Genomic DNA, 16260 nt, shown 5'->3' with positions numbered 1-16260 from the left:
GCATCGCCGGTGCAACAGGGACGGATCGTCGGATTCTGGCCTTGCGGTCCGGAGGGAACGGTTGAATGCCCGCCGGGCCGCAGCGGGGATTGGAGGCAGAGGGCGACATGCAGCAGGCGACCGAGCGCGACAACCGGCGCGCCGGTGCTGTCATGACCCTGCTCATCGGGCTCGTCCTGGTGGCGGGTGTGGCGAGCACCGTATACGCGACGAAGCGCTGGTGGCTGCCGCCCCTGGTGTCGGCGGCCGCGGCGCCCATCGATCGCTTGTTCAACATCATCATGGTCAGCATCGGCATTGTCTTCGTGCTGACCCAGGGTTTGCTGGCCTGGTTCGTATGGAAGGCGGCGCGCAATCCGCGGGCGCTGTACTGGCATGAGAACAGGCGCCTGGAGTCCGGCTGGACCGTGGCCACCGCCGTCATCCTGACGGTCTTCATCGTGATGGGCTACCAGATCTGGCTGACGCTGCATACGCCGGCGGCTGCGGCGGCGGAGAAGTCGGCCGTGGTGGAGGTCTGGGGGCAGCAGTTCTTCTGGACGGCGCGGTATCCGGGTCCCGACGGCCAGTTCGGCAGGACCGACCCGCAGTTCGTCGACTTCCAGAAGAACCCCTTCGGCATCGACCCCAACGACCCTGCGGGCAAGGATGACATCGTGATTGACGGCTCCAAGGGGCCCATCGTGATGCCGGCGGATTATCACGTCACGGTCAAGCTGAGCTCGCGGGACGTGATCCACAGCTTCTTCGTGCCCAATCTGCGCGTGAAGATGGACGCCGTCCCCGGTCGGGTGACGGAGGTCTACGTGCAGCCCACGGAGCCGGGTCGCTACGAAATCGCCTGCGCGGAACTGTGCGGTGTTGGTCACTTCGCGATGCGCGGCGAGATCGAGGTCCTGCCGGAAACGGACTGGCAGGCCTGGCTTCAGCAGCATGCGGGCCGGCACGGCGGCACGGCTCAGTGATCGGCAGCCTGTAGACCGTCGCCGGCTCGGAGAGAGGAGGAGCGGTCATGGCGCACGGCGGAACCCAGGCCGCGGTGGCAGGGCACGCGACGGGTGCAGCCCACCACCACGAGCCGCAGAGCTTCTGGCGCCGTTACATCTTCAGCACGGACCACAAGATCATCGCCATCCAGTACCTCCTGACGTCGCTGGTCATGGCGGCGGTGGGTGGCTTCCTGGCCATGCTGATGCGCGTGCAGCTGGGCTGGCCGGGGAAGGAGTGGCCGTTGCTGGAGGCCATCATGCCCAACGCCTTCAAGGGCGGGCAGATGAACCCGGACTTCTACTACGGGGCCGTCACCATGCACGGCACCATCATGGTGTTCTTCTTCCTGACCACGGCCCTGAGCGGTGGGTTCGCGAACTTCCTGATCCCGCTGCAGATCGGTGCCCGGGACATGGCCTTCCCGGTTCTCAACATGCTGTCCTTCTGGGCGTTCCCGGTGTCCATCGCCTTCGCCCTGGCGTCCTTCTTCGTCCAGGGCGGCGCGCCGGGTACCGGTTGGACGGCCTACGTGCCCCTCAGCGACCGCGAGACGGCCGGCCAGACCCTCTGGCTGATCTCGGTATTCATCCTGATGCTGGCGTTCCTGGCGGGTGGCATCAACTACATCACGACCACCCTCAACATGCGCACCAAGGGCCTGTCCTTCAGCCGGCTGCCCCTGACGGTGTGGGCGCTGTTCGCCACGGCGCTGGTCGGCCTGTTCGCCTTCCCGGCCCTGATGGCGGCGTCGTTGATGCTGATCTTCGACCGGGTCGGCGGGACCCACTTCTTCGATCCGGCGGGCGGCGGCGACCCGATCCTGTGGCAGCACCTCTTCTGGTTCTTCGGGCATCCTGAGGTGTACATCGTCGTCCTGCCGGCCATGGGCATCGTGTCCGAGGTCCTGGCGACCCACGGCCGCAAGCCGGTCTTCGGCTACAAGTACATGGTCGGGTCGATCCTGACCATCGCGGGCTTGAGCTTCCTCGTCTGGGGGCACCACATGTTCTCCAGCGGCATGAGCCCGACGCTGGGCAGCATCTTCATGGCGACGACCCTGGCCATCGCGATCCCGTCGGCCATCAAGACGTTCAACTGGCTGGCGACCATCTACCGGTCGAAGATGCGGTTCACGGCGGCGTCGCTGTACGCCATCGGCTTCGTGTCGCTGTTCATCACCGGCGGCCTGACGGGCATCATCCTGGGCAACCCGTCCGTCGACTTGTACTTCCATGACACGTACTTTGTCGTCGGCCACTTCCACTTCATCATGGGAGCCGCGGCGCTGTTCGGCGTCTTCGCGGGGATCTACCACTGGTTCCCCAAGATGTTCGGCCGGATGATGAACGAGCGCCTGGGGAAGATCCACTTCTGGCTGACGTTCCTGGGGATCTACGGCACCTTCTTCCCCATGCACTTCCTGGGGACGGCCGGGATGCCGCGGAGGATCTACAACTGGGACGCCTATCAATTCCTGGGCGACGTGGCGACCCTGAACCATGTGATCTCCATCTCGGCCTTCGTGCTGGGCGCCGCGCAGTTGATCTTCGCGTACAACCTGTTCTACAGCATGTTCCGGGGTCCGAAGGCCGAGCGGAACCCGTGGCAGGCCAACACGCTGGAGTGGTGGGCGCCGTCGCCGCCGCCCCACGGCAACTGGGATGAGGCGGAACCGGTGGTCTACCGCTGGCCGTACGAGTACAGCCCGAAGGATGCCCCGGAGGGCGTGGACCATATCCCGCAGTGGGTGCCCGAACCCGCGCTGGCCGCTGCCGGCGGGGACCGGGCCGGGTCGCGGTGAGCGCATCGCCCGATTCGCGGGCCAAATGCCGGTAGGTGCCGGTAGGACCCGCGGGACCGGCTGGACGGCCAGGTGCAAGGGCATCTACGCGCCATGGCGAATCGGGAGGTACCGGTGCCGGCGGCCTGCCGCCGAGGTCAGGGGGTGAACCCGATGGCGACAACGACACGGAAGCCGTCCCGAACCCGCCCGCGCACCCGCCCGGGCAGCCCGGCGGGGCGGCCGCCGGTGCCGGTGATCCCGGGGGGCCGGGCCGGTGAGCCGGTCCGGATCCCGCCCGGAGGCCCGGGTGGCGGCGGTGGCAACGGCCGCGCGCCCGGTGGCGGCGACGAGGAGGCGGCCCGCGCCCGGGCGGCGACCATGGCCACCTGGATCGTCGTGGCGGCGGTCACCCTGATGTTCATGGGGTTCACCAGCACGTACGTGGTGCGCAGCGCGGAGCCCGGCTGGGCGCGCCAGGACCTGCCCTCCCTGCTGTGGTGGAACACGGCGGTCCTGCTGGCCAGCAGCGTCGCCATGGAGGTGGCCCGTCGCCGGGCCGCCCGTGGCGCCGTGCAGGGTGCCCGGCGGGCGCTGGGCCTCACCCTGGTGCTGGGCGCCGCCTTCGTCGCGGGCCAGGTGACGGCGTGGATGCAGTGGCTGGCTGCGGGCATCGCGGCGGCGGGTAGCACCCATGCGGCGTTCTTCTACCTGCTGACCGGTACCCATGCAGCCCACGTGGCCGGCGGCATGGGCGCGCTGATCTACGGCCTGTGGCGGTTGGGTCGGCCTGGCACGACGGCCCAGCGGGCGGCGTCGCTGGCCAACATCGCCACGTACTGGCACTTCGTCGACGTGCTGTGGATCTACCTTTTCGCCTTGCTTCTCTGGTAACGACGGGGGTGTCGGCATGAGCACGATTGAGGCGACGCAGCATCCGCTGGCGGCCGACCAGGAGGCGGTGCTGCGCTCGGAGTGGGGCGGCGGGCGCTCGCCTTTCGGTGCTGCCCATTCCAAGCTGGGCATGTGGGTCTTCCTGGCGTCGGACGTGCTGGTATTCGCCACGTTGCTGACGGCCTACGGGGTGGCCCGGCTGAAGGCGGGCACCTGGCCCGACCGGACCCACATCTTCGAGGGGCTGTGGCTGGTCACGGTGATGACCTTCATCCTGATCAGCAGCAGCTCCACCATGGCGGCGGCCGTCGGCGCGGCGCGCCGGGGAGACCAGAAGGCGGCGGTGCGCTTCTTGCTGCTGACCCTCCTGGGCGGCCTGTTCTTCCTGGGGTCGCAGGCCTATGAGTGGACCAGCCTGATCCAACATGGGGCTCGCTTGACGTCGAATCCCTGGGGCGTGCCGCAGTTCAGCGCCAGCTTCTTCGTGATCACGGGCTTTCACGGCTTCCACGTGCTGACGGGCCTGATTTACCTGGCGGTGGTCACGCTCAACGCCATGCGCGGGCGCTACTCGGGCCTGGGCGTCGAGGTGGCCGGGCTGTACTGGCACTTCGTCGACCTGGTGTGGGTGTTCATCTTCACCCTGTTCTATCTGATCTAGGTTTGCTGGCGAGGAAGGAGGGGCGCCCGGTGAGTGGTTCCACGGAGCATGCGCTGGAGCATGGCCACGGCCACGAGCACGATCACGGCAACCGGCTGTACTTCACCACCTGGCTGTGGCTGCTGGTGATCACCGTGCTGGAGGTGGGCGTGGTCCTGTTCCACCTGCCCCGGGCCCTGCTGGTGGGCATCCTGCTGCTGATGACGGTGCTGAAGTCGGTGCTGATCGTCGCCAACTTCATGCACCTGCGTTTCGAGAAGCTCAACATGATCTACGTCATCATCACGCCGATGATCTTCGCGCTGATCATGTGGTACGGCGTGGCGCTGGACTACTGAGCGGGCGGGAAGGGTTCTCCGGAGGCACGGCTGCGGAAGGAGCAGGGCCGCGACACCCGTCGCGGCCCTGTGCTCCCGGAGGGGGAAGGCGATATGACGCCCCTGGAACTGGCCAGCCACTGGACAAGCGGCGCGCAGCTGCCCAAGGCGTTCCTGCTGATCATGCTGGGCGTGACGTACGGGCTCATCGTGCTGCTGGGAATCGGCGCCTACCGGCTGCTGAAAGGTGGCCAGCGCCCGCCGGACGATCCCGGCAGGCCGCCGGAGCCGTCGGGGCGGGACCGGCAGATCGGCAGGCCGTAGCGCCGTGACGGCGCGGGCAGGTCGGGATGGGCGCAGGCAGGGCCGGGCAGGGCATGGATGGATCGGGGAGACGGACCGGAGTGCAGGCGGGCGGTGCCCCAGGGCACCGCCCGCCCGTTTGGCACCGGCCATCTCACAGGTGGCCGCCCCGGCACCTACCTGGCCCGGGGACCTACCTACTGGTAGCGGTCGCCCAGGAACAGCTGAACCACCAGGACGCCGTACGGAATGGGCACCACCGCCACGCCGATGGCGTCGTGGCTGGGGTTGAGCAGGTTGGCCCGGTGCCCTTCGCTCGCCATGAGCTGCAGATGGGCCCGGTCCACGTCCCGCGACATGGCCAGGTTCTCCGCGCCCATGACCCGGGCCGAGATGCCCGCGCGCCGTTCCATCTCATAGGGCGATCCGTAGGTTGGGGATACGTGGTCGAAGTAGCCGCGGGCGCGGAGGTCCTCGGCCTTCAGCCGGGCCAGCCGCACCAGATCCGGGTCGACGGCCAGGGCCGGGAGCCCGCGGTCACGGCGCGCGTCGTTCACCAGGTCCACCAGGTGTTTCTCCGCGGCCGTCAGGGCCGGCCGTACGGCGGGACTGGACGGAGACGGCGCCGCCGGGGCAGGGGTGGACGGCGCGGAACCCGGCCCACTGCCGCGGGGCGTCGGCGCCGCCGGGGCCGCCGGGGTGCTGCCGCCTGCCGGTGCCGGCTGGGTGGCGGGACCTGCCGTCCCGTCGGCCGAACGCTGGCGGAGGATGGCCAGTTTCCAGGCGTAGTACCAGGACGGGGAGCCGGCAGCGACCGGGCGGGCCGTGTCCACGGCCTGGTTACCCGTGCCAGGGAGGGGCGCGGTTTGCTGGGGCTGCTGGACCGGGGCGGGAGCCGGTGGGCTGGCGGTCCGGACCGCGGCAGGTGCGGACGGAGACCGGACCAGATACCACGATGCCTGGGCGGGGCTTGCGGTAACGGCCATCAGGAGCAGGGCCGCCGCCGTTGCGGCGGCGCGCCGCCAAAGAGAGGCCTTTTCCATAAAATCCCTCCCCTTTTGAGTGGAACCCAGCATCCATTGTTCAGATCTGCAGCCTGAGGGGCAAGCGCTTGAGTTGGCATCGTACCGGCCGAGGAGAGAAAGGACGCCGCCGGGGAGGGCTGTCCGTACGGCCAGGCATCTTTCGAAGCCCATGGAAGAATTCGGCTAGGGGCGGGAGCCATGGGGGAACGGGCTTCTGCCCGGCCTGGCGACGTGCCCCACCGCCGGCACTGTCCCTGGAGGCCTCAGATCGCCCTGGACGGGTTCCGGCGCAGGTTCCCCGGAAGGTCTTGCGGGCGGAGGCGGCTGCATCCGGGGCGCCTCCACCTCGGCGGGCGGTGTCCCCTGGGAGGTCTCCCCGAGGGGTGCAGTCACCCCCAGGTCCGCCAGCCAGCCGATGTCCACGGTGGTTCCGGCCTGGACCGGCGGCGGCGGTTCCGGAGCCTGGCCGGCCTCCGCCTTAGCGGGGGCCGGTTCGTCCGGCTGCCGGCCGCAGGCTTTCCGGCGCAGCTCCCCCTCCGGGGTGATCCGGGCGAGGAGCCGCACCCCGCCCGACCCGGTTCCACCGGGACCGGCCAGAACCAGGGCGGCGCCCCCGGCGGGAGCCACAAGCAACCGCACCATGGCCCAGGCGGCAGGGGGGCGACGGGCGGGGAGCCTGGTGGCGGGTCCTGCACCGGGCGAGGCCGGCCGGCCGGTGGTGGGGCAAAGCGAGGAAAGGTCGAGATCGACCCACTCGGCGAGCCAGTAACCGTCCCCTTGACGCCGCCAGATGCCCAGCCAGAGCCCGGGACCGCCAGGGCGGGCCGGAGGCGCGCCTTCAGGTTGCCCGCCCTTCCGAGCCGCCGTGCCAGGCTGCGGGGCGGTTTCGCCGGCGTCGAGCCGTTCCCCGGAAGGGACGGCGGTCGGCCCTGCGGGCGCCGGCCACGTTCCCCGCGGCAGTACCAGGAGCACCACGGGCGACGTGCCCCGGCACCACCCGGCCGAAGCCGGCCGGGGGAGCGGGCCGCTCCGGGCTCCGGCGGAGGCACGGGCGGCGGCGGTGGAGGCATGGGCGGCGGGGATGGCCGGTCCCGGAAGAAGGTCCCGGACCCCCCGGGGGCCGCCCGGCCCTGCACCGGCGGCCGTGAAGCCAACCCCCCCGCTTCCCGCGCCCGGGAGAGAATGGCGCGAGGCCGGACCCGGATCGCCCCGCCCGGTGGGATGGGGCACCACCGGCTCGTCGCGCCACCGCTGCCGAAACCAGAGAACGCGCCACTCCCCCGCGATCCCGGCCATACCCTGGGCCGGTCCCGCCCGGAACCAGGGGACGAACACGGCCCGTCCCCGCGGGTCGCTGCAGGGAACGGCCATCAACACCCGCTCGCCCCAGAGGGGCCTTACCCGGGCCCCGCCGGCCGGGCCGCCCCCAGGATCGATCCACACATCCACGTCACCCGGATCGGATCCCCGTGCCCACCGGGTGAGAACCACCCAGGGCACGGCCGGGGCGTTGCCCGTTCCCTCCGCTCCTGGATGCGGGAACCGGGTCTCCCGGGCAGCAGGGCCCCATCCGGCCCAGACCAGCGGCCCGCCCGCCGCCCGGCCCGCCACGGGGCCGGCTCGGCCCAGCCAGGGGGTTCCGACGGCACCGGCACCCGCCACCAGAAGCGGCTGTCCGGGCAGGGGCTGCCAGCTCCACGGTTCCCCTTTCGGCCCAAGACCGAGGAAGACCAGGCCGGCGCCCGGGTCCGGGCCTCCTGGGACCTGGCCGGTCCGCACAGGGGGCTCGGCTTCGGGGCGACCCGCGACCGGTGGTCCGGCCATCTGCGGCTCAGGCTTTGGGGCGGCGGGAGCCACCCGCTCGTCCAACGGAAGGGACGGCCCGTTGCCTTCGCCAGCGGGATCCTGCCCTGGACCACAGCCCCAGGGGCGCTTGACGTCCATGGGCCGCACCCTCCCCCCAGGTTCTGCAAGCTTCTACGGCGATCCCGGCCGGGCTATGCCACCCTGCGCCACGGGATGGCGGCCCAGCGGAGCGGGCCGCGCGACCCCGCCCCAGCCCGCCCAAGCCCTGGCGGGGTGCGGCGACCGCCCAAGGGGAGTGGTGCAACCGGCCTCGCCCCGGGGACACGAACCCAATCTTGGCACCAGGCCGTGGCCACCCTGGAGGGCGGCTCATATAGCGGTAGCAGGCGAGGCGGGACGACCGGCCGGGCCTTGTGGGTCCGCCGGGTTGACCCATGGGTGGGCGCCGGGGGGCAAGCAGGGGCGCGAGCCCCCGCCGCACGCAACACGCCGGGTGCCCGGTGGTCCAAGGGGACTGCCGGGACCGGCTGAACACACCGGCCCACGGGGCAGGAGGGATCGTCGTGAGCGACGGAGTGCGGGTGCAGCAGGTCGATCAGGTGGTGCCCGGGCCATGCGACCCGGTGTACGGGTGCCCCGATCCCACCGAGATCGTCTGCATCGAGACGGTCAAGGTGTACGACTTCTGTTTCCAGACGGACCGGCGGGAGAACGTGTGCTTCCCCATCCCCGCCGCGTTCCAGGGGATCCTGCCCTCCGACCTGGTGACCTGTGAGATCGTGCAGGTCACCTGCCAGGAGGTCTCGCGGGAGGAGGATCCCAACAATCCCGGCTTTGCCGACGTGACCCTGCTGGTCACCGTGACCATGCAGTTCACCATCCGGCGCAATGACAGCGTGGTCGCCCAGTTCGAGGATTCCTTTGGATTCCTCAAGACGGTGTTGCTCTGCGCGCCGGAGGGGACGGTGATCCAGTGCGAGTCGGCCGGCTCGCGCTGCGGCCCGTGCGTGATCATCAACGGCCAGGTCTGCTGCGAGGTCGACCTGTGCCTGCTGATCCAGTCCAAGGCGCTGGTCAAGCTGCTGGTGCCGGCCTACGGCTTCTGCGTGCCGGCGCCCTGCGTCACCCTTCCCAAGCCGCCCCTGGTCTGTCCGCCGGAGAACCTGTTCCCCCCGCAGTGCGTGCCGCCCACGACCTGACGAACCGGCGGCACCGGCGCAAGGGGCCGCACCGCCAGGCGGTGCGGCCCCTGCAGCTTCTGCGCCGGCTGCCAGGGGAGGCGAGCGGGTGGCAAGGCGAAAGGAGGGTGGCCGCATGGCACGGTCCGCCGGTCCGTGCTCCGGCTCCGGCCCCGCCGGGGCCGGAGCCGGAGCGAGTGGCACCGGGGGCCCGGGTGCCGGAGGAGCCGCCACAGGCCCTGACCCCAGCGCCGGGCCCCATGACCCGGCGAGCGGCGCGGCCCCCGGTCCGGCCCGCCCCCTCACCCAGGGGGGCCGCGGCGGGACGCCCCGTTCAACCCCGGGCGGGGCAAGCGGCACGTCCAGGGTTCCCGCTCCGGCCGGGCAGGGCGAGCGAGACCGGGTGGGCCGGATTCCCCTGTCCCCAGCCGCCGGTCAGGCCCTGCGCCGCTGGGAGGCCACGGTGCGGCCGCGCTACCCTGATCTCGACCCCCGGTTGCTGCGCCCCGGCTTTTGTTTTCCGCTGCCCCGGGGCAGGTACCGGTTCGACCGGGACACCTTTGGTGATCCGCGGCACTGGACCCCTTCGGGCCCGCGACCCAGGCGGCACCAGGGCAACGACCTGCTGGCGGCCAGGGGGACGCCCGTCCGATCGGTGGGGCCGGGCCGGGTCCTGGCCCGCGGCTGGAGCCCCTACGGGGGCTGGTTCATCGTGGTGGAACTGGCCGGGACGGGCTACGCCGCCTACTACTCGCACCTGGACCGCTACGCTCCCGAGGTCCGGGTGGGGCAGCGGGTGCGGGCGGGACAGGTCCTGGGGTACGTGGGCAACACGGGCTACGGCCCACCGGGGACCCGGGGCAAGTTCTGGCCCCACCTGCACTTCGAGTTGCGCCGGCAGGGCGGGCACCCGGGGCCGGTGAACCCGTACCCTTATCTCCGGTACTGGGAGGCCCTGGAGGCCGCGGAAGGGGACGGCTGATCCCGAACCGGCCGGCCAAAAGCCGGCCAGAAGGAAAAGGGGCCGGGCGGGGTGACCCGGCCCCTTTCGCGATTTCCCCCGCCGGTTTCCATCGTTGCCCTCCTTCGCTCCTGCTGTGCCTGCTCCGGTGCTTCATCCCGCGCCGGCGGCCGGCCATGCCCCGTTGCCTGGCGGCCCGCCTCACTCGCCGCCCGGAGCCTCCGGTCCAGCCCCGGAAGGACCCGGGCCTGGCCCCGCTCCCGGCGCCCCCGCGCCCGCCGCCCTGTAGACCTCCACCGTCGCCTCGACCATCGCGTCGAGCCCCAGGCGGGCCTCCGCGTAGCGCCGGCCGAAGGCCATCAGCTCCGCCAGCCACCTCCGGTCCCGGTAGAGCCGCAGCAGGTCCCGGAGGATGGCCGCCGGATCCGGCGGCCCCAGGCCGCGGCCGGTGCCGCTGAAGTCGGGGAAGTCCATTCGTTCCACCAGTTCCGGGGTCACCGGGCCGTGGTACTCCCGCCCCAGGACCAGGCAGGCCGCTCCTGAGGCCAGCCCCTCGCGGATGACCCGGCCCGTGCCGGCGACCACGTGCACCCGTCCCATCACCCGCTCCAGTTCGGAAACCCAGCCCAGGTTCTGGATTCGCCCCCCTCCCAGGCGGCGGGTGCTGGCCGCCCACACCTGGGCGTCCCGGGGAAGTCCCTGCACCGCTTGCCGGAACGCAGCCAGGGCGGGCCGCTTCCAGCGATCCACCCGACCGGCGTACAGGAGGGTCCAGTGCGGCTCGCGAATACCGGGGCGAAACCGTTCCAGATCCACGCCGTTGCCCACCACGGCGATCTTCGACCGGTAGGCTCCCAGGTCGCGGGCCACGCGGGGGCCCACGCAGATGAGCCGGCTGGCCGCTGCCAGGGCGCGCCGGTAGGCCGGCTGGTCGAGCCCGAGACCGTGGCAGGTCAGCACCAGGGGAACGCCGAGCATCTCGGCCAGGCGGCGGCCCAGTTCGAAGGACCAGGACGACTGGGCATGCACCACGTCGTAGCGCTCGCCCGGCAGGCCGGCCCGCTCGCCCACTACGGGGGCGGGGAGGAAACGCACCGCCACCCCCGCCCCTTCCAGGGCGGCCACCGTGCTGGCGTGGGCCTGGCGACCGCCGCGGGAGTGGGTGACCCACAGGTCCACCCGGTGCCCCCGCCGCACCAGCCCCCGGGCTAGGTCCAGGACGTGGGCCGTCTGTCCGGAAGGGAAGAAGGCCGCCGTGAGCATCAGGACGTGCAAGGTGCCATCCCTCCCGTTGCCTGGAACCTATGCGCCGGCGATGGTGGCCGTCCCCGGGAACCGGCGCCGGGATCCTGGCGTCCAAGGCGGTGCAGAGAGGAGGACGGCGATGCACCTCGGCGAGGGCGGGCGGCTGGCTGCCGGGCCCGCGGCCGCAGGGACCCCGCCCGGCGGTGAGGCCGTCAACCCCCCGGTTCCGGCCGGCGACCAGGCCTCCGACGAGGAACTGGTCCGGCGTGCCTGCCAGGGGGACCACGAAGCCTTTGCGGACCTGGTCCGGCGGCACCACGGGCTGGTCTACGCCCTGTGCCTCAGGCTGGTGGGGCAGCCGGCGGACGCGGCCGACGCCACCCAGGAGGTCTTTCTCCGGGTGTTCACCCGGCTGGCCCACTTTCGTGGCCAGGCCCGGTTCCGCACGTGGCTTTACCGGATCGCCGTCAATACTTGCCAGGACGAGCTGCGCCGGCGCCGCCGGCGACCCTGGCCGTGGGGCGACCTTCACGGCGACCTTCACCCGGGTTCCACCCGCAGGAGGGGTGCGGGCCTGGGGCCCGGTCCGGACCCCGCCGGAGGGCCCGGTACCGGGGCCTCCGCAGGCGGGGTGGGGGACGAACCCGGCCCAGCCGGCGAACCCGCCCGGCCGCCCGCCGGCCGGGGGGCAACCGCCGCACCTGCTGAAGCCGGCGGCACCGGCGCCGGCGCCGGGGCCGCAGTGGCGGGGGCCGCGGTGGCCGGGGCCACGCCGGACCCTGGCAGCGGGGGCACCCGGACCGGTAGCAGCGCCCTCCCCGGCGGGAGCGGGGGCCGCGGGGAAGGCGCGGGGCGGTACCCTGCCCGGTTCCCGGATCCCTTCGCTCCGGGCTCCAGTCCGGAAGCGGCGGTGCTGGCGGGGGAGATCCGCCAGGCCGTTGCCGCCGCCCTGGCCGGCTTGCCCGAGCCGTTCCGGGTGGCGGTCGTCCTCCGTGACCTGCACGACCTGTCCTATGAGGAGATCGGCGCCGTCCTGGGTTTGCGCCCGGGAACGGTGCGGTCCCGGATTCACCGTGGCCGCCTGCTGCTGCGGGACGCCCTGATCCGCGCCGGCTGGGCGCCGGGAACCGGAGGCGAGACGCCATGAGATGGTCCTGGATCGACTTCCTGGCCGGTTTCCCGGGCCTGGGACTCCACCCGGTCCGCTGGCTTGACGGTGACGCCCGCGCCCAGCTGCCGCCGCAGCGGCGGCAGGCCGTCGAGTGCCACCTGGCCCGTTGCCCCCGGTGCCGGGCCCTGGCGGAAGCCGAAGCCCAGGCTCGCATGGCCCTGGCGTCCCTGGAGCCGGTGGAACCGCCGCCCGGCCTGCTGGAGGCCATCCTGACCCGGACCGGGATCCCGGCCGGCGTCCCCTCCCCCGCGGCCGCGTCCGCACCAGCAGACCGGCCGGAAGCGGGACGGCCGGCGGTGGGGCCCGCACCCGGGGAAAGGGCCGAACCGGCGGCAAGGCCCGGCCCGGAGCAAGGGGACCGCCACGGGGGCCGCCACGGCCCAGGGCGCCGCCGGGTTCCGGGGCGCGGGCCGGGGAGCGGGCCCCTGCCGGCGGTGCTGGCGGCCGCGGCGATGGTGGCCCTGGTCCTCCTGGCCGGCCGGTTCGGCGGCACCGGTGACGGCCCGGCCGGCTCGCAAAGCACCCCTCCGGGCCGGCAGGGCCTGCCCGCCTTGGAAACGGCGGGCACTCCCGCCGGCGGTCCTCCGGTGGCCACCGATCGCGACGGGGTCCGGGAAGGCGGGACCATGGCGGCGAACCGGGAGGGCGCGGGGGAGGCCGCAGAGGCCGGAGCGGAGGGATTCGGGGACGGGCCGGGAGCGGCTGAAGGAGCCGGGCCCGCGGACCCCGCCGGCGTGCCGGCTCCCGGATCCCGGGCCGGTGACGCCGCCGCAGCCGGCCTCCTGGCTACGAGTCCGGGTCGGGACCGGCAGGGCCCGTGGCTGATCCGCTCCGGCCGCCTGGAGCTGGCCGTGCCGGACGTGGAGCCGGCCTTCCGGGAGGCGCAGGCCGTGGCCCGGCGCCTGGGAGGCTTCACCGAGCAGGCGCAGCTGGAGGGCGGAGGGCCGGCCCGCTTTGCCTACCTGGTGCTGCGCGTGCCCGACCAGCGCCTGGAGGAGGCCATGGACCGGCTGGCGGCCCTGGCCGGTGACGGCCGGGTCGACCTGAGGGCCCTGAGCGCCGAAGACATCTCCCAGCAGTGGGTGGATACCCAGGCCCGCCTGGCCAACCTCCGGGCGCAGGAGGAACGGTTGCGGCAGCTGGCCGGGCGCACGGGCAGTGTGGAGGAACTGCTCAAGGTGGAACAGGAGCTCTGGCGGGTGCGCGGGGAGATCGAGCAGCTGGAGGGCCAGGTCCGCTACTGGGAACAGGCCATGCGCCTGGCCCGGATCGAGCTGGCCATCGAGGCCCTGGCGCCCCAGCCTGCCCCTCCCGCCGGCGACCCGTTCACCCGCGTCCGCCTGGCCTGGCAGGCCTCGCTGCGGTCTCTCGCCTCCCTGGCCACCCTGGCGCTGGTGGGGGTGGCGGTGGTGCTGCCGTACGCCGTCCTGGCCGGTGCCGCCTTGCTGGCCTGGCGCAGCTGGCGGCGGTGGCGGGGACGCTGACGGGCGGGGCCCTTGGGCGGCCGGAGCCCCTAAGGGGCCGCGCCGGGCCGGAAGCGGCCCCCGCGCCCGGAACCGGGGCGAACCTGCCTTCAGCCGGCTCGAAGCACCTTGACAGGGCACCTTTTGGGACCGTCTCCCGCCGGCGGCGGGACCCCAAACCTAACAATTTGGGCCCGCGGCATCAAGGAGACCGGGGGCAGACCTCGTAATTGGCATCCCCAGATCCTGCAAGGAGGGGATGCGCCATGGGTTCACGGCGTCATTCCGTACCCACGGGGGTTGGCCTGCGGTGCCGGTCCTGGCGGCGCCGGCTGGGGGCCTGGGCGGCCGCCGGGAGCCTGATCCTGCTCTCCCTGGGCCAGGCCCTGGCTGCCGTGGCGGCGTCGCCGGGGCCGGGCCGGGGGGCCGGCAGCCCGCTGTTTTCGGCGGTGACGGTCGCAGCGGCCGGTGCTCCCTCGGCGCCATCCGGACCCGGGGCGGCAGCCGGTGGGGACGGCGACGGCGCGGCGGCAAGCGGAAAGGAGCCCGCCGGAGCGGCGCGGCCCGCCGGCATTCTACCCGTCCTGACGGACACCGACGGGGACCGGGTGAGCCAGGATCTCGAGGACTGGCTGGCCCAGGCGTCACCTGGCGACCGCCAGGCGGTGATCGTCCGGCTGCGGCCCGGGACCCTGGGGCGGGAAGGCGGCGTGCACCGGCTGGTCGGCCGGTGGCAGGCGGCGGTGGGGAGCTTCGCGGCCGGTCCCTCCTGGCAGCACGCCCTGGAAGGATTCGCGGCGCGCCTGACCCCCGGACAGATCCGCGCCCTGGCCCAGCAGCCTGAGGTGGCCGTCATCGAGCCGGACCGGCCTGTCCGCGCCCATCTCGGCACCGCCACCACCTGGACCGGGGTTCGCCAGGCCTGGAGCGACTTCGGCGTCACGGGCGACCGGGACGGGCGGCCCACCGCCTACTCCCGTACCGACGTGGTGATCGCCGTCATCGACACGGGCATCGACGCGACCCACGTCGACCTGGACGGCGGGAAGGTGATCGGCTGGTACGACGCCGTGCGGGGCCGCACTACCCCCTACGACGACAACGGCCACGGCACCCACGTGGCCAGCATCGCCGCCGGTACCGGCGAGGGGAACGCCGCCTACACCGGCGTGGCGCCGGGAGCGGCGCTGGTGGGCATCAAGGTCCTGAACCAGCAGGGCAGCGGCACCACCTCCCAGATCCTCAGCGGCATCGACTGGATGGTCCGGAACAAGGACACCTACGGCATCCGCATCGGCAACATGTCCCTGGGAGCCGCCGGCTGCTCCGACGGCACCGACTCGCTGTCCACGGCGGTGAACAACGCCGTGGCGGCGGGGATCGTGATGATGGTGGCGGCGGGCAACGAGGGGCCCAACCGCTGCACCATCGGGACCCCGGGTGCGGCGGCCGGCGCCGTCACCGTGGGGGCCGTGTACGATCCCGGCGAGCGGGGCTGGGTCCTGGCCGAGTTCTCCAGCCGGGGGCCCACGGCCGACGGGCGCGTCAAGCCCGACGTCACCGCCCCGGGCCGCAACATCACCGCGGCCAAGGCCGGTTCGACCACCGGGTACGTGACCTACAGCGGGACGTCCATGGCGACGCCCTTCATCGCCGGCACGGCGGCCCTGATGCTGGACGCCAACTACGGGCTCACGCCCTCCCAGGTGAAGAACCTGCTCACCGCCTCGGGCAACGTGAAGGATTTCGGCCCGGGCGGCAAGGACATCGACTGGGGCGCCGGCATCAGCATCGCCTACAACGCGGTCAAGGCCGCCGGCGGGTACAGCGGCAGCTTCAGCGACGGCCTGCAGCACGCCTACTGGGCGGGGTCCCTTTCGGGCAGCGGCGACGGTGACCTCTACAGCGTGACCGTCACCGACGCCACCCGCCCCCTGGGCCTGACCATGAACATGGCCTCGAACCCCAGTTGCGGCCTCTGGAGCTGCAGCCCGGACTTCGACCTCTACCTGTACGATCCGGCCGGACGCCTGGTGGCGCGCTCCGAGGGAACGGCGCGGCAGGAGCAGATCCTCTACCAGCCCTCGACGACGGGGACCTACCGGGTGGAGGTCTACAGCTACGCGGGCGCGGGGAGCTACCACCTGGACACCAGCTACCGTTAGCACCCGTTGCCGGTCCGGTGGCGGGTCCCGCCGGCCGTGCCGGTTCCGGTAGGACGGCGGGTGGCAGGGTCCCGGTCACCGGTCTCCGTTGGATCGGTGCAGGATGGGGTGACGGGTCTCGGACCTCCGCGGGGTAGGGGCGGCGGGGCTGCGGCTCGCCGGGGAGTTCATGGCGGCCCGCAGGATGACCGGTCACCGCGGGGAAGGGGCCGCCGGCAGGCTCGGCCCAGCTCCTGAGGCCGGTCCATGGCCGGCCCGCCAATCGAGGGTGCCCCGGGCCCTCCGGCCAGGCGGCCGGAGG

General features: G+C 72.7%; 13 protein-coding genes. 11 read left to right on the top strand and 2 right to left on the bottom strand.

Annotated features, from left to right (window positions below; all coding sequences use genetic code 11):
* Positions 1-107: 107 nt before the first annotated feature.
* The 6 genes from coxB to ACZ5T9_RS00345 all read left to right on the top strand — a co-directional run bounded on the left by coxB (position 108) and on the right by ACZ5T9_RS00345 (position 4966).
* Entirely contained in the window at positions 108-965 is an 858-nt protein-coding gene (gene coxB / locus ACZ5T9_RS00370; protein WP_464833369.1) for a cytochrome c oxidase subunit II, read from the top strand.
* A 47-nt stretch (positions 966-1012) separates the two neighbouring features.
* Complete coding sequence (locus ACZ5T9_RS00365; protein ID WP_464833367.1) at positions 1013-2791, top strand: cytochrome c oxidase subunit I; 1779 nt, start codon at positions 1013-1015, stop codon at positions 2789-2791.
* A 153-nt stretch (positions 2792-2944) separates the two neighbouring features.
* The gene (locus ACZ5T9_RS00360; RefSeq protein ID WP_464833365.1) at positions 2945-3664 is read left to right on the top strand and encodes a cytochrome c oxidase subunit 3; all 720 of its coding nucleotides are present in this window, start codon (positions 2945-2947) and stop codon (positions 3662-3664) included.
* A gap of 16 nt (positions 3665-3680) precedes the next feature.
* Positions 3681-4325, top strand: a complete 645-nt coding sequence (locus tag ACZ5T9_RS00355; RefSeq protein WP_464833363.1) for a cytochrome c oxidase subunit 3 — start codon at positions 3681-3683, stop codon at positions 4323-4325.
* A 29-nt stretch (positions 4326-4354) separates the two neighbouring features.
* On the top strand, positions 4355-4663 hold the full coding sequence (locus ACZ5T9_RS00350; RefSeq protein WP_464833361.1) for a cytochrome C oxidase subunit IV family protein: 309 nt from the start codon (positions 4355-4357) through the stop codon (positions 4661-4663).
* Positions 4664-4756: 93 nt separating this feature from the next.
* Positions 4757-4966: a hypothetical protein gene (locus ACZ5T9_RS00345; RefSeq protein ID WP_006904427.1), complete on the top strand. Its 210-nt coding sequence runs from the start codon at positions 4757-4759 to the stop codon at positions 4964-4966.
* A gap of 176 nt (positions 4967-5142) precedes the next feature.
* On the opposite strand, the gene ACZ5T9_RS00340 is transcribed toward ACZ5T9_RS00345, so the two are convergent.
* Positions 5143-5778, bottom strand: coding sequence for a CAP domain-containing protein (locus ACZ5T9_RS00340; protein ID WP_464833359.1), 636 nt, complete (start codon positions 5776-5778; stop codon positions 5143-5145).
* 2561 nt (positions 5779-8339) lie between these two features.
* On the opposite strand from ACZ5T9_RS00340, the gene ACZ5T9_RS00335 reads away from it, so the two are divergent.
* Positions 8340-8975 (top strand): hypothetical protein, encoded by a 636-nt coding sequence (locus ACZ5T9_RS00335; RefSeq protein WP_464833357.1) that lies wholly within the window; start codon positions 8340-8342, stop codon positions 8973-8975.
* Between the two features lie 382 nt (positions 8976-9357).
* On the top strand, positions 9358-9936 hold the full coding sequence (locus tag ACZ5T9_RS00330; protein WP_464833355.1) for a M23 family metallopeptidase: 579 nt from the start codon (positions 9358-9360) through the stop codon (positions 9934-9936).
* Between the two features lie 180 nt (positions 9937-10116).
* On the opposite strand, the gene ACZ5T9_RS00325 is transcribed toward ACZ5T9_RS00330, so the two are convergent.
* A complete protein-coding gene (locus tag ACZ5T9_RS00325) occupies positions 10117-11190 on the bottom strand; it encodes a glycosyltransferase family 4 protein (protein ID WP_464833353.1) in 1074 nt (357 codons plus the stop codon).
* A gap of 109 nt (positions 11191-11299) precedes the next feature.
* Between ACZ5T9_RS00325 and ACZ5T9_RS00320 the strand changes: the two genes are divergently transcribed.
* The 3 genes from ACZ5T9_RS00320 to ACZ5T9_RS00310 all read left to right on the top strand — a co-directional run bounded on the left by ACZ5T9_RS00320 (position 11300) and on the right by ACZ5T9_RS00310 (position 15959).
* Complete coding sequence (locus tag ACZ5T9_RS00320; protein WP_464833351.1) at positions 11300-12307, top strand: RNA polymerase sigma factor; 1008 nt, start codon at positions 11300-11302, stop codon at positions 12305-12307.
* Positions 12304-13815 (top strand): DUF4349 domain-containing protein, encoded by a 1512-nt coding sequence (locus tag ACZ5T9_RS00315; RefSeq protein WP_464833349.1) that lies wholly within the window; start codon positions 12304-12306, stop codon positions 13813-13815. Before ACZ5T9_RS00320 ends, ACZ5T9_RS00315 begins: the two co-directional genes overlap by 4 nt.
* Before the next feature lie 245 nt (positions 13816-14060).
* On the top strand, positions 14061-15959 hold the full coding sequence (locus tag ACZ5T9_RS00310) for a S8 family serine peptidase (protein ID WP_464833347.1): 1899 nt from the start codon (positions 14061-14063) through the stop codon (positions 15957-15959).
* The last annotated feature ends 301 nt before the right edge of the window (positions 15960-16260 follow it).

The organism is Thermaerobacter nagasakiensis, from assembly GCF_055396825.1.
This window is presented reverse-complemented; position numbering and strand designations above follow the sequence as displayed.